15 protein-coding genes are annotated in these 16200 nt (G+C 61.2%); 5 read left to right on the plus strand and 10 right to left on the minus strand.

What is annotated here, in order from left to right; translation table 11 throughout:
- Positions 1–225: 225 nt before the first annotated feature.
- Entirely contained in the window at positions 226–2835 is a 2610-nt protein-coding gene (acnB, locus tag PSH86_RS13385; protein WP_109756017.1) for a bifunctional aconitate hydratase 2/2-methylisocitrate dehydratase, read from the minus strand.
- A 408-nt stretch (positions 2836–3243) separates the two neighbouring features.
- On the opposite strand from acnB, the gene PSH86_RS13390 reads away from it, so the two are divergent.
- Positions 3244–3714: a DUF1289 domain-containing protein gene (locus tag PSH86_RS13390; protein WP_109756018.1), complete on the plus strand. Its 471-nt coding sequence runs from the start codon at positions 3244–3246 to the stop codon at positions 3712–3714.
- Between the two features lie 110 nt (positions 3715–3824).
- On the opposite strand, the gene PSH86_RS13395 is transcribed toward PSH86_RS13390, so the two are convergent.
- Positions 3825–4688: a universal stress protein gene (locus tag PSH86_RS13395; RefSeq protein ID WP_305490233.1), complete on the minus strand. Its 864-nt coding sequence runs from the start codon at positions 4686–4688 to the stop codon at positions 3825–3827.
- 178 nt (positions 4689–4866) lie between these two features.
- Between PSH86_RS13395 and PSH86_RS13400 the strand changes: the two genes are divergently transcribed.
- Positions 4867–5472, plus strand: coding sequence for a tRNA-(ms[2]io[6]A)-hydroxylase (locus PSH86_RS13400; protein WP_109756020.1), 606 nt, complete (start codon positions 4867–4869; stop codon positions 5470–5472).
- 140 nt (positions 5473–5612) lie between these two features.
- On the opposite strand, the gene PSH86_RS13405 is transcribed toward PSH86_RS13400, so the two are convergent.
- The 3 genes from PSH86_RS13405 to PSH86_RS13415 all read right to left on the minus strand — a co-directional run bounded on the left by PSH86_RS13405 (position 5613) and on the right by PSH86_RS13415 (position 8023).
- Positions 5613–6101 carry a GFA family protein gene (locus PSH86_RS13405; RefSeq protein WP_305490234.1) on the minus strand — a complete coding sequence of 163 codons (489 nt, stop codon included), beginning with the start codon at positions 6099–6101 and terminating at the stop codon, positions 5613–5615.
- Positions 6102–6302: 201 nt separating this feature from the next.
- Positions 6303–6917 carry a DNA-3-methyladenine glycosylase gene (locus PSH86_RS13410; RefSeq protein WP_109756022.1) on the minus strand — a complete coding sequence of 205 codons (615 nt, stop codon included), beginning with the start codon at positions 6915–6917 and terminating at the stop codon, positions 6303–6305.
- Between the two features lie 23 nt (positions 6918–6940).
- The gene (locus PSH86_RS13415; RefSeq protein ID WP_305490235.1) at positions 6941–8023 is read right to left on the minus strand and encodes a bifunctional transcriptional activator/DNA repair enzyme AdaA; all 1083 of its coding nucleotides are present in this window, start codon (positions 8021–8023) and stop codon (positions 6941–6943) included.
- Between the two features lie 145 nt (positions 8024–8168).
- Here PSH86_RS13415 and PSH86_RS13420 point away from each other — a divergent pair, with 145 nt between their 5' ends.
- Positions 8169–8681, plus strand: coding sequence for a hypothetical protein (locus PSH86_RS13420; RefSeq protein WP_305490236.1), 513 nt, complete (start codon positions 8169–8171; stop codon positions 8679–8681).
- A gap of 154 nt (positions 8682–8835) precedes the next feature.
- Entirely contained in the window at positions 8836–9423 is a 588-nt protein-coding gene (locus PSH86_RS13425; protein ID WP_305490237.1) for a LysE family translocator, read from the plus strand.
- A 23-nt stretch (positions 9424–9446) separates the two neighbouring features.
- Here the strand turns inward: PSH86_RS13425 and PSH86_RS13430 are convergent, their stop codons facing one another.
- Positions 9447–10271 (minus strand): AraC family transcriptional regulator, encoded by an 825-nt coding sequence (locus PSH86_RS13430; protein ID WP_305490238.1) that lies wholly within the window; start codon positions 10269–10271, stop codon positions 9447–9449.
- Positions 10272–10408: 137 nt separating this feature from the next.
- Between PSH86_RS13430 and PSH86_RS13435 the strand changes: the two genes are divergently transcribed.
- Complete coding sequence (locus PSH86_RS13435; protein ID WP_305490239.1) at positions 10409–11371, plus strand: diguanylate cyclase; 963 nt, start codon at positions 10409–10411, stop codon at positions 11369–11371.
- A gap of 307 nt (positions 11372–11678) precedes the next feature.
- Here PSH86_RS13435 and fabI read toward each other — a convergent pair whose 3' ends face one another.
- Genes fabI through PSH86_RS13455 form a run of 4 tightly spaced genes read right to left on the minus strand, consistent with a single transcriptional unit; the run spans position 11679 to position 16199 of the window.
- Positions 11679–12473 (minus strand): enoyl-ACP reductase FabI, encoded by a 795-nt coding sequence (fabI, locus tag PSH86_RS13440; RefSeq protein ID WP_053153864.1) that lies wholly within the window; start codon positions 12471–12473, stop codon positions 11679–11681.
- Positions 12474–12492: 19 nt separating this feature from the next.
- Positions 12493–14103, minus strand: a complete 1611-nt coding sequence (locus PSH86_RS13445; RefSeq protein WP_109756030.1) for an ABC transporter ATP-binding protein — start codon at positions 14101–14103, stop codon at positions 12493–12495.
- Position 14104: 1 nt separating this feature from the next.
- Positions 14105–15124, minus strand: a complete 1020-nt coding sequence (locus tag PSH86_RS13450) for an ABC transporter permease (protein WP_109756031.1) — start codon at positions 15122–15124, stop codon at positions 14105–14107.
- Position 15125: 1 nt separating this feature from the next.
- The gene (locus PSH86_RS13455) at positions 15126–16199 is read right to left on the minus strand and encodes a microcin C ABC transporter permease YejB (protein ID WP_092198160.1); all 1074 of its coding nucleotides are present in this window, start codon (positions 16197–16199) and stop codon (positions 15126–15128) included.
- Between the last annotated feature and the right edge of the window lies 1 nt (position 16200).

The following is a 16200-nucleotide window of genomic DNA, read 5'->3' on the forward strand; positions in this document are numbered from 1 at the left end:
AAGTGGTGGGGCGGCTTGCATTGATGCTGGATGTGCTGCTGTCATCGCGAGCAGGCTCGCTCCCACATGGGGTTGCGGGTGTTCATATATTCTCCATTCACCACATATCCCCTGTGGGAGCGAGCCTGCTCGCGATAGCGGTAGCCGGCTAGCATCGGAATCCCAAGCATAAAAAAACGCCGCCCCTCGCAAGAAGGGCGGCGTTTTTAGTCGGGCGTTGAAGCGTTAGGCTTGAACGACCGGGATGTTGGCGTTTGCAGCGGCTTCACGGAACTCGGCGATCTGGTCGAAGCTCAGGTAGCGGTATACGTCCGCTGCCATGCTGTCGATCTTGCCGGCGTATTCCATGTACTCCTCGACGGTCGGCAGGCGACCCAGGATGGACGCAACGGACGCCAGTTCGGCCGAAGCCAGGTAGACGTTCGCGCCGTCACCCAGACGGTTCGGGAAGTTACGGGTCGAAGTCGACACCACGGTGGAGTTCGGCTCGACGCGTGCCTGGTTACCCATGCACAGCGAGCAGCCTGGCATTTCCATCCGTGCGCCGGCCTTGCCGTAGATGCCGTAGTAGCCTTCTTCGGTCAGTTGGTGAGCGTCCATCTTGGTCGGCGGCGACAGCCACAGACGGGTTGGCAGTTGACCCTTGACCTGATCCAGCAGCTTACCGGCAGCGCGGAAGTGACCGATGTTGGTCATGCACGAACCGATGAACACTTCGTCGATCTTCTCGCCAGCAACGCTGGACAGCAGGCGGGCGTCGTCCGGGTCGTTCGGCGCACAGAGCACAGGCTCGCTGATGTCGGCCAGATCGATTTCGATGACTTCGGCGTATTCGGCGTCGGCATCGGCTTCCATCAGTTGCGGGTTGGCGATCCAGGCTTCCATCGCTTGGGCGCGACGCTCCAGGGTACGTGCGTCACCGTAGCCTTCGCCGATCATCCAGCGCAGCAGGGTGATGTTCGATTGCAGGTACTCGGTGATCGACTCTTTCGACAGCTTGATGGTGCAACCGGCAGCCGAACGTTCGGCCGAGGCGTCGGACAATTCGAAAGCCTGTTCCAGGGTCAAGCCTTCCAGGCCTTCGATCTCCAGGATGCGGCCGGAGAAGGCGTTTTTCTTGCCTTTCTTCTCGACGGTCAACAGACCTTTCTGGATGGCGAAGTACGGAATGGCATGAACCAGGTCACGCAGGGTGATGCCAGGTTTCATTTTGCCTTTGAAGCGCACCAGGATCGATTCCGGCATGTCCAGCGGCATGACGCCGGTGGCAGCGGCGAACGCGACCAGGCCGGAGCCGGCCGGGAACGAGATGCCCATCGGGAAACGGGTGTGCGAGTCACCACCGGTACCCACGGTGTCTGGCAGCAGCATGCGGTTCAGCCACGAGTGGATGATGCCGTCGCCCGGACGCAGGGAAACACCGCCGCGGGTCATGATGAAGTCAGGCAGGGTGTGGTGGGTGGTCACGTCGATCGGCTTTGGATAAGCCGCGGTGTGGCAGAAGGACTGCATCACCAGGTCAGCCGAGAAGCCCAGGCACGCCAGGTCTTTCAGTTCGTCGCGGGTCATTGGACCGGTGGTGTCCTGGGACCCCACGGTGGTCATTTTCGGTTCGCAGTAGGTGCCAGGACGTACGCCTTTGCCTTCTGCCAGACCGCAAGCCTTGCCGACCATCTTCTGCGCCAGGGTGAAACCCTTGGTGCTTTGAGCGGGAGCTTCAGGCTTCTTGAACAGATCGAAAGGTGGCAGGCCCAGCTCGGCGCGAGCCTTCTCGGTCAGGCCACGGCCAATGATCAGCGGAATACGACCGCCGGCACGGACTTCGTCCAGCAGCACCGGAGTCTTCATTTCGAAGGTGGTGATGACTTCGTCGGTACCGTGCTTGCAGACTTTGCCGGCATGCGGGTACAGGTCGATCACGTCGCCCATGTTCATGTTCGAAACGTCGAACTCGATAGGCAGTGCGCCAGCATCTTCCATGGTGTTGTAGAAGATCGGAGCGATTTTGCTGCCGAAGCAGAAACCGCCAGCGCGCTTGTTCGGCACATAAGGAATGTCGTCGCCGAAGAACCACAGCACCGAGTTGGTCGCCGATTTACGCGAGGAGCCGGTACCAACCACGTCGCCGACGTAGGCGATCGGGAAGCCTTGGCCGCGCATTTCTTCGATTTGCTTCATCGGGCCGGTCTTGCCTTGCTCGTCCGGAACGATGCCGTCACGGGCCATTTTCAGCATGGCCAGGGCGTGCAGCGGGATGTCAGGACGCGACCAGGCGTCTGGAGCAGGGGACAGGTCGTCGGTGTTGGTTTCGCCGGTCACCTTGAATACGCGCAGGCTGATCTTGTCGGCCAGCACCGGGCGCTTCTTGAACCACTCGCCTTCGGCCCAGGATTGCAGCACGGCCTTGGCGTGAACGTTGCCGTTCTTGGCTTTTTCAGCCACGTCGTGGAAGGCATCGAACATCAGCAGGGTGTGCTTGAGTTCTTCGGCGGCTACCGGCGCCAGCTCGGCGTCGTCCAGCAGCTCCACCAGGGTCACGATGTTGTAGCCGCCCTGCATGGTGCCGAGCAGTTCAACGGCACGTTTCTTGTCCAGCAGAGGGGATTGGGCCTGGCCCTTGGCCAGAGCGGACAGGAAGCCGGCCTTGACGTAGGCAGCCTCGTCGACTCCAGGCGGAACGCGATTGGTGATCAGGTCAACGAGGAAAGCTTCTTCGCCAGCCGGAGGATTTTTCAGCAGCTCGATCAGGCCTGCGGTTTGTTCGGCGTTGAGCGGCTGGGGAACGATACCCAGGGCTGCACGCTCTTCGATATGTTTGCGGTAGGCTTCAAGCACAGTTATTACCCTCATCAGTGGTCCCAAATGGGTGTCCGGGACGCTCATCCAGAAACCCACGGTACTCATGCGCGTCGGAGGCTTTTTGAGCCACCACGCCAGAGTTTCCGTAAGTTCCTCACAGAAGCTGCTTTCAAAGTTTTACGCCTGCAGAACGGGGAGCTGATGAGGGTTGGCGTTGGGCTTTCCCCGCTGGAAAGACCCTTCGCCAACACCGCTCTGAAGGAACGACTGTGCTCGTGACGCTTTGAAAACAGCTTCTAACGGACATTGGCGCCTTAAAAGGCTGGCTGATTCTACGGGAAAAAAAAATTAAAGGTAAGTTGGGCCTGGAAGTTTGAGGGGTGATCAATCTTAGACAAAGGGCTAACATGCCGGCCTGTCCTGCTTTTGCGTGTGCTTTTCCTTATGCCCAACCAGCTCATCAAGACCCCCTGCGTCGGCCTTTGCTCCACTGTCTACGGTGACCTGGTGTGCCGTGGCTGCAAGCGGTTCCACCATGAAGTGATTCACTGGAACGGCTACAACGAGGAGGAGAAACGCGCGGTGTGGATGCGCCTGGAGCAACTGCTGGTGCAGGTGATGGTGGCCAAGTTGGAGGTTTTCGACCCAGGATTGCTGCGCCAGCAACTGGAATCGCGCAAGATCCGCTTCGTGCCGCATCAGTCGGAGTATTGCTGGGCCTATCAGTTGATCGCCCGGGGCGCGCGGGTGATCAACAACCTGGAGGCCTATGGCATGGTGCTGATGCCGGAGTTCCGCGACTGGGAACTGCCGGACCTGCGCGATGCCATTGATCGGGAATTCTTCCTCCTGTCCGAAGCCCATTACCAGCGTTATATCGCGCCGGGGTTCCTGAAGGATGCGATCGGCGGCTGAGCTTTAAAGGCATCGCGAGCAAGCTCGCTCCCACAGGGGATTTGTGGGTTTCCTGGGGCCAGTGTGGGAGCGAGCTTGCTCGCGATGGCGATCTTGAGGACACAAAAACCTCAATCCTTGGTCGCCAACTCCACCAGATGATCCTCGACTTCCTGGGGCTTGAGCACCAGCACATCGCTTTCCAGCGTATCGAGTACGGCCTCGGCGGTATTGCCAATCAGGACCCCGGACAACCCTGAGCGGGCCACGGTGCCGATCACCGTCACCGCCGCCTGCAGCTTGCGCGCCATGTAGGGAATCAAGACGTCCGCCGGGCCTTCTTCGATGTGCAAATGCTGGTCGTCGATGTCGAACTCAGCCTGGAACGCGCGGCATTGTGCGCGGTACTTGGCCTCGATGGTTTCCTTGAGTTGGAACGTCGGGTCGGCGGACGAAAGCATCGGAGTCGGGTGGGCACTGATCACATGCAGGTGCGCCTTGGCCAGCAGGGCAATGTCATAGCCGTGATCGATGATGGTGTTATGCAAATGGCGGTGCTCGCCATCGGCATTGCCGACATCGACGGCCGCCAGTATCACCTTGTCTTTCCAGGAACCGGCGGTTTTCACCAGTAGCACCGGGGTCGGGCAGTGGCGCAGCAGCTTCCAGTCTGCCGGGGTCAGCAGGGCTTTTTTCAGCGGGCTGTCGGGGAAGTGCTGCTTGATCACCAGCCCGCAACCTTCGGCCTGCTGCACGTCGATGATGGTTTCGTAGAGACTTTCGTTCCAGGCCTGTTCGGTGGTGACACTGTAGCCGTCCGCCAATAGCGCGGCCTTCAGCACGCTAAGCATGCCGGCATGGTCATGCTTTTTGTCACACACCAGCAGGTGCAGGTGGGCCTGGGTCACTCCGGCGATCAGTTTGGCGCGCTTGAGCGCCAGGCTTTCCGAATGTTCGGGCTCAATGACCACCAGGATGCTGCGAATGGCTTGCATGATCGGCGTTCTCCTGCAATGAAAAGGCTGGCGTTGCTCAACTGTAGTTATTGTTGAACAGTCTAGTTGCTCTGGGTGAGTCGTCGACTTGACGCATATCAACGGCGGTGGCTGGTGGTCTGGGGGCAGGCCGGTATAATCGGCGCCCTTCGCTCGACTACCTTTTCCCGTGAGCCCCATGAATCTTCCCGAAATTCACGAATTCCTCGGCTGCCGCACCCCCGATGCCTGGGTCCAGGCCGCGCTGGCCGACCAGGAAACGTTGCTGATCGACCACAAGAACTGCGAGTTCAAGGCCGCCAGTACCGCCCTGAGCCTGATCGCCAAGTACCACTCCCATGTCGACCTGATCAACCTGATGTCGCGCCTGGCCCGGGAAGAGCTGGTGCACCACGAGCAGGTCATGCGCCTGATGAAAAAGCGCAAGATTGGCTTGCGCCAGCTCTCCGCCGGGCGTTACGCCTCGGGGCTGCGCAAGGTGGTACGCAGCCACGAACCGGTCAAGCTGGTGGACACCCTGGTGGTTGGCGCTTTCATCGAGGCCCGTAGCTGCGAGCGTTTCGAGGCCTTGGTGCCGCACCTGGACGAGGAACTGGGCAAGTTCTATTTCGGCTTGCTGAAAAGTGAAGCCCGGCATTTCCAGGGTTATCTGAAACTGGCTTACCAGTATGGCGACGCCAAGGACATTGCCCAAGTGATCGACAAGGTCCGCGACGCCGAGCGGGAGTTGATCGAGTCACCGGATGTGGAGTTTCGGTTCCACAGTGGTGTGCCGACTTTGTAGTGCTGGGTTACCTGGGCTGACGCCATCGCGAGCAGGCTCGCTCCCACAGGGGATTTTCTGTGTACACACTATTTGTGAGCACTGAAGATCAAATGTGGGAGCGAGCCTGCTTGCGATAGGGCCGTTTGCAGCTCTGCCTCTTAACCGGTCAGTCCCAGGCGCTCATGCCAGTGGGCAATCGACTCCTTGGGGTAGACCTCGAACCGCTGATCGCCAGGATGCGCCTCGACTTCCACCCATGGCGCCTTGGAGCCGAGCATCAGGTGGGTGTGCTCCGGCGGCACCGGCAATGGCGTGTCGATGGCTGAGGCAAAGGGGTGAACCAGTTCCGGCCATTCAGGGCTGAATAGCCAGAGCCCCGAACCGCACAGGGCACAGAAATGCCGTTCGGCACTGCTGCGGTGGGCGCGTTTATCGCCTTCGTTCTTGAGTCGCGCATGATAGATCGAGATGTGCTTGCGCCCGCGCACCTTCAGGCTTCGGGCATCGCCCCCCAGATTGATCGCAAAACCGCCGCCACCCTGGGTCTTGCGACAGATCGAGCAGTAGCAGCGCTGGTAGGGGTAGGGATGAGCGCTGTCGAGGGTGAACGACACCGCGCCGCAGTGACAGGAACCTTCTAGCTGCATGGGAACCTCCAATTGGGGATTGGAATGACTCCGGACAGCCTAGACGGTCGGTGTCTTGATCGTTGAATTGAGAGTGACCATGCGACCGCCTTCGCGAGCAAGCCCGCTCCCACAGGGAGTTTGTGTCGGTCGCAAATGTTCTGCCCGCTCTCGGTCAGTGTGGGAGCGGGCTTGCTCGCGAAGGCGTCGGTACAGCCAACATTACCTGGGCACCCGCCACAAATACCACGCCGCCACCGTCCGATAAGGGCTCCACGCCCGCCCGATCTCAACCATCTGCTTGCGGCTGGGCTGTTGCTCCAACCCTTTTAGTCGGCGATAACCTTCGCGTACGCCGAAGTCATCGGCCGGCAGGATGTCGGGTCGTTCCAGGCTGTAGATCAGTAGCATTTCCACGGTCCAGCGCCCGACGCCGCGCAAGCTGACCAGGCGCTCGATCAACGCTTCGTCTTCCATCGCCCGTGCGGTGGCGTAATCCGGCACCACCCCGTCCAGCGCCGCTTGGGCGATGCCCTGGATCGTCGCGATCTTGCTGGCGGAAAACCCACAGGCGCGCAGCTGTGCGGTGTCTGTCGCCAGGATCTGCTCGGGCCTGGGGAAGGTCTGCGCCGGGAACAACGCCAGCAACCGCCCCAGAATCGCATCGCCGGCCTTGGCGTGCAGCTGCTGGTAGGCAATCGCCCGCACCAGGGCTTCATAGGGTTCGCGGGCTGGCTTGGGCAGCAGCAGGCAAGGGCCGATCGCTTCGACATGGCGTCGCCAGTCTTTGTCCAGGCCTGCCAGGAAGACACTGGCGTCGTGGTAGGGCACAGGCATCAGGTGTTCGTACTCCGGAGCGCTCAAAATGCCAGGGGCAGTGAAACCTGCACCGCGGCTTTTTCCAGCCGCAGCAGAAATGCCTTGCGCGGTTGTCCGCCACCATAGCCGGTCAGCGAGCCATCGGCACCGATCACTCGGTGACAGGGAATGACGATGGCCAGGCGATTCTGCCCATTGGCCAGGCCCACGGCGCGGCTGGCGCCAGGGCTGCCCAGGGCCGTGGCGATACCGCCATAGCTGCGGGTTTCGCCGTAGGGGATTTTTTGCAGCTCAGCCCAGACCCGCACGGCGAAGGCGCTGCCGGGCATGTGCAACGGGACCTTGAATGCCGTGAGCTTGCCGGCGAAATACTCGGCCAGTTCGGTTTCGATCTGTTGCAAATGCGCGTTGTGGCCCGGCGCAACGGTGTAGCCGTAGCGTTGTTGCAGCTCTTCCAACTCCTTGGTCAGGGCCGGGCGGTCGAGGAATTCCAGCAGCACCAGGCCCCGTCGTTCGGCCATGGCCAGCATGGGGCCTAACGGTGTGGTCAGGCGGGTGAACAGCAAGGGTTCGCTGAGGGCCGCGCGACCCGGTGTGATATGAAAGGATTTCACGAAGGCGTCACGAAAACCGCTCAATGACTCATAACCGGAATCGAACGCGGCATTGTCGATGGAGGTGCCTTCCTTGATGCCGCCCAGGGCAATGCCCAGGCGGCGGGTGCGCAGGTAGGCGTGGAAGGTCATGCCGAAATGTTGCTTGAACCAGCGGCGCAATTTCAGCGGTTCAATGCCTTGCTCCAGCAGCAGGGCGTCGGTCCAGCGCAGGTCTGGCTCGGCGTCTACAGCCTTGAGCAGGGCCTGGATCCAGTCCGGCGCGATGGCCGCGGCGTCCAGTGGCTTGCAACGCAGGCAGGCCCGGTAGCCGGCCGACAGGGCTTCATCGGCATGGGCGAAGAACTCCACGTTCTCCGGTTTCGGCTTGCGCGCCGTGCAACTGGGGCGACAGAAAATGCCGGTGGTCTTGACCGCGGTGAAGAACACCCCCTCGTAGGCGGTGTCGCGTTCGAGCATGGCGCGGACCATCTCGGCATGGGGCGGGAGCAGCGAGTCTTGTAGGTTCATGGGCCGAGCATAGAACCGTGCCCGCCATGACTCCACCGAAAAATCGACAGTGAATTCCCCGCGCACTTGGTCGGATGCTCACGAACAAAAATTGAACCTCTGAGTCTTAAGGGTTCAACCGTTGTTTTTGTCTTTCGGAGACATCATGTCCAAACATAAGAAATCCCTCATTGCCGTTGCTGTCTGTGCCTTGGCGCTGGGTGCCTCGGCCTTGCTGCCTGCCGACCTGTCGCCTATCGGTTCGAGCTACGCCGCAGGCGGTGGTAACGGTGGTGGTGGCGGTAATGGTGGCGGTAATGGTGGCGGTAATGGTGGAGGAAACGGCGGCGGTAATGGCGGTGGCCACGGCGGTGGCATTGGCGGCGGTATCGGTGGTGGCCAGGGCCACGACAAGTCCGGCGACTCCAGCGGCCTTGGCAAAGGCTTGGCCAGCGACCACGTCGGCACTCGTACCCGTGATCATGGCCTGAGCGGCAAGCACACCGGCACCACCCGAACTGACCGTACCAGCAAGGCTTCGCTGACCTCGAGCATCGCCAAGGACCGTGATACGCGCGGCCTGACCAAGGCCTCGGCGATTTCCACCGCTACTCCGGGTACCCATAACACCAAGGGCCTGACCAACGCGACCAGCTCTTCGACCAAGAACGATCGCTGATCGCCTGAACAAGCCGCGATGCCTGATCGAGGTGTCGCGGCTTTTTTGTGGGCGAGGGTTTTGCTTTTTCCTCATTAGGCAGTTTTCTTCAATACCCGCCGTAACGGGCCACTTACCCTGATCGCCACCTCACAGACATGAAAGAAGGTATGCGATGAGTCTGATATTTTCCATGGCGGCGTTTGCCCTGGTCGCCTCCATCACGCCGGGACCGGTCAACATCGTGGCCCTCAGCTCCGGGGCGCGGTACGGGTTTCGCGCCACCTTGCGCCATGTGGGCGGTGCGACCCTGGGCTTTGTCTTGCTGCTGGTACTGATGGGGCTGGGGTTGCATGAAGTGCTGCAACGCTGGCCTGGGCTCACGCGGGTGGTGCAGCTGGGCGGCGTGGGGTTTCTATTGTTCATGGCCTGGAAACTGGCGATGGATAACGGGCGCCTGGGCGACGAAGAGGATGGGCGGGCGCCTTCGATGTTCTATGGCGCGCTGATGCAATGGCTCAACCCCAAGGCGTGGCTGGCCTGCGTGGCGGGGATGGGGGCATTCGTGGCCGATGGCGAGGCGCGGCTGGTGTGGCAGTTTGCGGCGATCTACCTGGTGATCTGCTACGTCTCGGTGGGTTGCTGGGCCTACGCCGGGAGTTTTCTGCGCACCTGGCTGGGGAATCCGGCGACCATGCGTCTGTTCAACCGGGCGATGGCGGTGTTGTTGGTGGCCAGTGCGGTGTATCTGTTGTTGCCTTGAGTGGGGCCGAACGCAAGTGTGATTCAGCCGCGATACTGGCCGGGCGTAGCCGCCAGGTGTTGCTTGAAGGCGCGCTGGAAATGCGCCTGGTCGGCAAACCCGCTGTCCAGCGCCACGTCAGCGATCAGCTTGCCTTCACGCAACTGGCGTCGGGCAAACTGGATCCGGCGGTTGACCAGGAAGGCGTGGGGCGTCATCCCGTAATGGCGCTTGAAGGCTCGGCTCAGGTAAGACGGCGACAGTTGCGCGGCAATGCAGATGTCCTCGAGTTTCAAGGCTTCGCTGCAGTGGTCGTGGATAAACTGTGCCGCACGCATCAGGCCGGGATGGCTGCCCCGGTCTGGGCGGCCGGCAGGGTTGAGCCGTAGTTGCAGGTCAATGAAAAACGCCTCGGCGGCGGCGTGCTTGCTGGTCGCGTCGAGCTGCTCGTCCACCAATTGCTCATACAGCCGTCCCAAGGCGGCAAACAGCTCCACATCGCGACTGTGGGTGGTGGTGAAGCCCTGGAAATCCAGGTTTTCGTCAAAGCCGATACGACGCTGCAGGTCCCGAAGCCACTGGGTGTCGACGTACAGCATCAGGTAGGACCATGGCTGATCGTCGATCGGATTGCACGCATGGACGTCGCCGGGGTTCATCAGCACCACCGTGCCGCTCTCCACCTGGAAATTCGACTGTTCGTGAATGTATGTGCTGCGCCCGGCGGTGATCGCGCCGATGGAAAAATGGTCATGGGAATGGCGCGAATAGCAGACCTTGCGCCCGTCGTCGATGGCCCGGGCTTCGATGAAGGGCAGGGCCGCGTCGCGCCAGAAGCGAGGGGCGGCGTCGTGGGGGGCGTGCTTCATCGGTCGGCGTCCTCGTCTTGAACCTGGGTGGCAGTGTATTAGCCCTGGCCGACAAATGCCCGTTGGATTTAGCCGTTCGATTTGAACGGCAGGGGGCCTGGACTAGACTTCATGAAGTCCCGCCAATGGAGTTCCCGATGCTTGCGCCACGCAAACCGGACGACGAAGCCGCTCGCCTCAAGAGTCTGCACTCGCTCAAGCTGCTTGATACCGCACCGGAAGAACGGTTTGACCGCCTGACCCGCCTTGCCCGCCGTCTGTTTGACGTGCCTATCGCGCTGGTGTCACTGATAGACGCCAACCGGCAGTGGTTCAAATCCAGCGCCGGCTTGGACATTAGTGAGACCCCGCGGGAGATTTCCTTCTGTGGGCATGCGATTCTGCAGGATCGGATCCTGGAGATCTGCGATGCGGAGCAGGACGAGCGCTTCCACGACAACCCACTGGTCACGGACGCGCCTGGCATTCGTTTCTACGCCGGGCATCCGCTCGAGCTGGAGGATGGCAGCAAGCTCGGCACGTTGTGCCTGCTCGACACCCGGCCGCGCAAGCTCAATGATGAGGAACGCGAACTATTGCGCGACCTGGCGCGCATGGCCGAGCAGGAAATGGTCGCGGTGCAGATGGCGAGCATGGACGAACTGACGCTGCTGTCCAATCGGCGCGGCTTCAGGACGTTGGCCCAGCATGCATTGAATGTGTGTGATCGCTTGTCGCGCCCGGCGACGCTGCTGTACTTCGACCTCAACGACTTCAAGCCGATCAACGACCGTTATGGACATGCCGAGGGTGACAGCGCGCTGAAAACCTTCGCCGATGTGCTGCGTATCGCCTTTCGCGAAAGTGATGTGATCGGTCGCCTGGGCGGTGATGAGTTCGTGGCGTTGCTCACCGGTTCGTCCCATGTCGAGACCACGGCAATCATGGCGCGGCTCAAGGAAATCCTCGATGAGCGCAATGCGATGTTGCAGCGTGGCTATGACATTCGGTTCAGCGTCGGTCAGATCGAGTACGACGCCCAGCGCCATCGGTCAATCGACAACCTGCTGGCTGACGCCGATGCGGCGATGTATGCGCAGAAACAGGCTCTTCGCAGCTAGCACTGGCCAACCGCCGATCCCACAGGGAATGCGGTTCGCTTAAGGCCGTCGACAAACCCGTGGCGAGGGAGCTTGCTCCCGCTGGGTCGCGAAGCGACCCCAAAACCTGCCGAATATGAAGCATCAGGCACACCGCACCCGCCGGTTCACGACTGTTTCGCAGCCGAGCGGGAGCAAGCTCCCTCGCCACAAGTCCATTGTTTTTCTTAAGTGAACCGCATTCGCTCCCACAGGGGATTTGTAGTGGGCATAAAAAACGCCGCTTGGCCTTTCCAGGGCAAGCGGCGTTTTTGCTGCGGCGTGAAGATTACTCTTCGATGTTGCCCATGGCGGTGGTGTTGAAGCCGCCGTCCACGTACATGATTTCACCGCTGATGCCCGATGCCAGGTCCGAGCACAGGAAGGCGCCGGCGTTGCCGACTTCTTCGATGGTGACGTTGCGACGCAGCGGGGTTTGCGCTTCGTTGGCGGCCAGCATCTTGCGGAAGTTCTTGATGCCGGAAGCGGCGAGGGTGCGGATCGGGCCGGCCGATACGGCGTTGACGCGGGTGCCTTCCGGGCCCAGGGAACCGGCCAGGTAACGCACGCCGGCTTCCAGGGAAGCCTTGGCCATGCCCATGACGTTGTAGTTCGGCATGGTGCGCTCGGCGCCCAGGTACGACAGGGTCAGCAGGCTGCCGTTGCGGCCCTTCATCATTTCGCGACCGGCCTTGGCCAGGGCGACGAAGCTGTAGGCGCTGATGTCGTGGGCAATGCGGAAACCTTCGCGGGTGGTGGCTTCGGTGAAGTCGCCGTCCAGTTGGTCGCCCGGGGCGAAGCCCACGGAGTGCACGATGCAGTCCAGGCCGTCCCACTTCTTGCTCAGTTCTTCGAAGACCTTGGCGATTTCTTCATCGCTGGCCACGTCGCACGGGAAGCACAGCTCAGGGCTCGAACCCCAGCCTTGCGCGAACTCTTCGACACGACCTTTCAGTTTGTCGTTCTGATAAGTGAAGGCAAGCTCAGCGCCCTCGCGATGCATGGCGGCGGCGATGCCGGATGCGATGGACAGCTTGCTGGCGACACCGACGATCAGTACGCGCTTACCGGCGAGAAAACCCATGTGTTGCTCCTCTTTCAGGTTATTCGGCAGTCGTTGGGGCCAGGAAGGCGGCCTCCAGCAACTGCTGTGTATAGGGGTGTTGCGGCGCGGCGAATATGCTGCGGGCATCACCTTGTTCGACCACTTGGCCATGCTTGACCACCATCAGTTGGTGGCTCAGCGCTTTGACGACAGCCAGGTCATGGCTGATAAACAGGTACGTCAGGTTGTACTTGGTTTGCAGCGACCGTAACAGCTCCACCACCTGGCGTTGCACGGTACGGTCCAGGGCCGACGTCGGCTCATCCAGCAAAATCAACGCCGGCTTGAGCACCAGGGCCCGGGCAATAGCGATACGCTGGCGCTGCCCTCCGGAAAATTCATGGGGGTAGCGGTTCCGGGTCTCCGGATCCAGGCCTACCTCCTTCAATGCCGCGATTATCGCTTGTTCCTGTTCGGCTGCGGTGCCGATCTTGTGGATCCGCAGGCCTTCGCCGACGATCTGGCTTACACACATCCGTGGGCTCAGGCTACCGAACGGGTCCTGAAACACCACTTGCATCTCCCGCCGCAGCGGCCGGACCTGTTGCTGCGTCAGGCTATCGAGCTGTTTGCCTTCAAAGCGGATCCCGCCCTGGCTGCCGATCAACCGCAAGATCGCCAGGCCCAGGGTGGACTTGCCGGAGCCGCTTTCGCCGACGATGCCCAGGGTCTGGCCCTGGGGCAGGCTGAAACGGATCCCGTCCACGGCCTTGATGTAGTCTACCGTGCGTTTGAACAGACCTTTCTTGATCGGGAACCAGACTTTCAAGTCCTCGACCTGCAACAGCGGCTGGCCGACCACATTGGTTGCCGGGGTGCCGCTGGGTTCGGCGCCTAGCAGTTCCCGAGTGTACGGATGCTGCGGCGCGCGGAACAACTCTTCGCACGACGCCTGTTCGACGATGCAACCGCGCTGCATGACACATACGCGATGGGCAATTCTGCGCACCAGGTTCAAATCGTGGCTGATCAGTAGCAGCGACATGCCTAGTCGTGCCTGCAGTTCCTTGAGCAATTGGAGGATTTTCAGCTGGACGGTGACGTCCAGGGCGGTAGTCGGCTCGTCGGCGATCAGCAATTCCGGCTCGTTGGCCAGGGCCATGGCGATCATCACCCGCTGGCGCTGGCCACCGGACAATTCATGGGGCAGGGCCTTCAGGCGCTTGTGCGGTTCGGGAATGCCAACCAGCTCCAGCAACTCAAGAGTCCGGCGGGTCGCGACCTTGCCGCTCAAACCCTTGTGGATGCCGAGCACTTCATTGATCTGCTTTTCAATGGAGTGCAGCGGATTGAGGGAGGTCATCGGCTCCTGGAAGATCATCGCAATCCGATTACCACGGATGTGGCGAATGGTCTTTTCTTTCAGCCCCAGCAAATCCTGGCCGGCGTACTGGATGGTCCCGGTCGGGTGATGGGCCAGCGGGTAGGGCAGCAAACGCAGGATCGAGTGGGCGGTGACCGATTTGCCCGAGCCGCTTTCGCCCACCAGGGCCAGGGTTTCGCCGCGCTTGATATCGAAGCTGACCCCCTCGACCACACGCTGGCGGCGTTCGCCGACAATGAACTCCACCGCCAGGTCGCGCACTTCGATCAGATTGTCCTGGTTCATATCACTTCCTCGGATCGAAGGCATCGCGAGCGGACTCGCCGATGAACACCAGCAGGCTCAGCATCAGGGCCAGCACGGCGAACGCGCTGATGCCCAGCCACGGCGCCTGGAGGTTGGATTTGCCCTGGGCCACCAGCTCGCCCAGGGACGGCGCGCCCGGCGGCAGGCCGAAACCGAGGAAATCCAGGGCGGTGAGGGTGCCAATGGCACCGGTGAGGATGAACGGCATGAAGGTCATGGTCGAGACCATGGCATTGGGCAGGATGTGACGGAACATGATGGCGCCGTTCTGCATGCCCAACGCCCGCGCGGCGCGCACGTACTCCAGGTTGCGCCCGCGCAGGAACTCGGCACGGACCACGTCCACCAGGCTCATCCACGAGAACAACAGCATGATGCCCAGCAGCCACCAGAAATTCGGCTGGACGAAACTGGCCAGGATGATCAGCAGGTACAGCACCGGCAGCCCGGACCAGATCTCCAGGAAGCGCTGGCCGGCCAAGTCGACCCAGCCGCCATAGAAGCCCTGCAAGGCACCGGCGATCACGCCGATGATCGAGCTGAGCAGTGTCAGGGTCAGGGCGAACAGCACCGAGATGCGGAAGCCATAGATGACCCGGGCCAGGACATCGCGCCCCTGGTCGTCGGTGCCCAGCCAGTTTACGGAGGAGGGTGGTGCCGGGGCCGGGACCTTCAGGTCGTAGTTGATGCTCTGGTAGCTGAACGGAATCGGCGCCCACAGTACCCAGGCGTCCTTGGCGGCCAGCAGTTCACGGATATACGGGCTCTTGTAGTTGGCTTCCAGGGGGAATTCGCCGCCGAACGTGGTTTCCGGGTAACGCTTGAGGGCCGGGAAGTACCAGCCGTCGTCGTAATGCACCACCAGTGGCTTGTCGTTGGCGATCAACTCGGCGCCCAGGCTCAGCCCGAACAGGATCAAAAACAGCCACAGCGACCACCAGCCTCGCTTGTTGGCCTTGAACAGTTCGAAACGGCGGCGATTGAGAGGAGACAGGTTCATCTCAATGCTCCCGGCTTTCGAAGTCGATGCGCGGATCGACAAAGGTGTAGGTCAAGTCGCCGATCAGTTTCACCACCAGCCCCAGCAGGGTGAAGATGAACAGGGTGCCGAATACCACCGGGTAGTCGCGGTTGATCGCCGCTTCGAAACTCATCAGGCCCAGGCCGTCGAGGGAGAAGATCACTTCCACCAGCAGCGAACCGGTAAAGAAGATCCCGATGAACGCCGAAGGAAAGCCGGCAATCACCAGCAGCATGGCGTTGCGGAAGACGTGGCCGTAGAGCACCCGATGGCGAGTCAGGCCCTTGGCCTTGGCGGTGACTACGTATTGCTTGTTGATTTCGTCGAGGAAGCTGTTCTTGGTCAGCAGGGTCATGGTGGCGAAGTTACCGATCACCAGGGCGGTCACGGGCAGGGCCAGGTGCCAGAAGTAGTCGAGGATCTTGCCGCCCATGCTCAATTCGTCGAAGTTGTTGGAGGTCAGCCCGCGCAACGGGAACCAGTCGAAATAACTGCCGCCGGCAAACACCACGATCAGCAGGATGGCAAACAGGAACGATGGGATCGCGTAGCCAACGATGATTGCCGAGCTGGTCCACACGTCGAAATGGCTACCGTGTCGCGTAGCCTTGGCGATCCCCAGTGGGATCGACACCAGGTACATGATCAGCGTGCTCCACAACCCGAGGGAGATGGACACTGGCATCTTTTCCTTGATCAGGTCGATGACCTTGGCATCGCGGAAGAAACTGTCGCCGAAGTCCAGGTGGGCGTAGTTCTTGATCATGATCCACAGGCGTTCGGGCGCCGACTTGTCAAAGCCGTACATGCGCTCGATTTCCTTGACCAGTCCCGGGTCCAGGCCTTGGGCGCCGCGATAGGAGGAACCCGCCACCGAAACTTCGGCGCCGCCGCCGGCAATGCGGCTGGTGGCGCCTTCGAAGCCTTCGAGCTTGGCGATCATCTGTTCCACCGGCCCGCCGGGCGCGGCCTGGATGATGACGAAGTTGATCAACAGGATGCCGAACAGCGTCGGGATGATCAGCAGCAGTCGCCGGAAGATATAAGCCAGCATC

Origin of the sequence: Pseudomonas sp. FP2300, from assembly GCF_030687595.1 — a bacterium.
Lineage (GTDB): Bacteria > Pseudomonadota > Gammaproteobacteria > Pseudomonadales > Pseudomonadaceae > Aquipseudomonas > Aquipseudomonas bijieensis.

What these genes read in the sequence shown, in the direction of transcription:
- PSH86_RS13390 (WP_109756018.1), top strand. Translation starts at nt 3,244, where the DNA reads ATGCCCAACCAGCTCATCAAGACCCCCTGCGTCGGCCTTTGCTCCACT.
- PSH86_RS13395 (WP_305490233.1), bottom strand. Translation starts at nt 4,688, where the DNA reads ATGCAAGCCATTCGCAGCATCCTGGTGGTCATTGAGCCCGAACATTCG.
- PSH86_RS13400 (WP_109756020.1), top strand. Translation starts at nt 4,867, where the DNA reads ATGAATCTTCCCGAAATTCACGAATTCCTCGGCTGCCGCACCCCCGAT.
- PSH86_RS13405 (WP_305490234.1), bottom strand. Translation starts at nt 6,101, where the DNA reads ATGCAGCTAGAAGGTTCCTGTCACTGCGGCGCGGTGTCGTTCACCCTC.
- PSH86_RS13410 (WP_109756022.1), bottom strand. Translation starts at nt 6,917, where the DNA reads ATGCCTGTGCCCTACCACGACGCCAGTGTCTTCCTGGCAGGCCTGGAC.
- PSH86_RS13415 (WP_305490235.1), bottom strand. Translation starts at nt 8,023, where the DNA reads ATGAACCTACAAGACTCGCTGCTCCCGCCCCATGCCGAGATGGTCCGC.
- PSH86_RS13420 (WP_305490236.1), top strand. Translation starts at nt 8,169, where the DNA reads ATGTCCAAACATAAGAAATCCCTCATTGCCGTTGCTGTCTGTGCCTTG.
- PSH86_RS13425 (WP_305490237.1), top strand. Translation starts at nt 8,836, where the DNA reads ATGAGTCTGATATTTTCCATGGCGGCGTTTGCCCTGGTCGCCTCCATC.
- PSH86_RS13430 (WP_305490238.1), bottom strand. Translation starts at nt 10,271, where the DNA reads ATGAAGCACGCCCCCCACGACGCCGCCCCTCGCTTCTGGCGCGACGCG.
- PSH86_RS13435 (WP_305490239.1), top strand. Translation starts at nt 10,409, where the DNA reads ATGCTTGCGCCACGCAAACCGGACGACGAAGCCGCTCGCCTCAAGAGT.
- fabI (WP_053153864.1), bottom strand. Translation starts at nt 12,473, where the DNA reads ATGGGTTTTCTCGCCGGTAAGCGCGTACTGATCGTCGGTGTCGCCAGC.
- PSH86_RS13445 (WP_109756030.1), bottom strand. Translation starts at nt 14,103, where the DNA reads ATGAACCAGGACAATCTGATCGAAGTGCGCGACCTGGCGGTGGAGTTC.
- PSH86_RS13450 (WP_109756031.1), bottom strand. Translation starts at nt 15,124, where the DNA reads ATGAACCTGTCTCCTCTCAATCGCCGCCGTTTCGAACTGTTCAAGGCC.
- PSH86_RS13455 (WP_092198160.1), bottom strand. Translation starts at nt 16,199, where the DNA reads ATGCTGGCTTATATCTTCCGGCGACTGCTGCTGATCATCCCGACGCTG.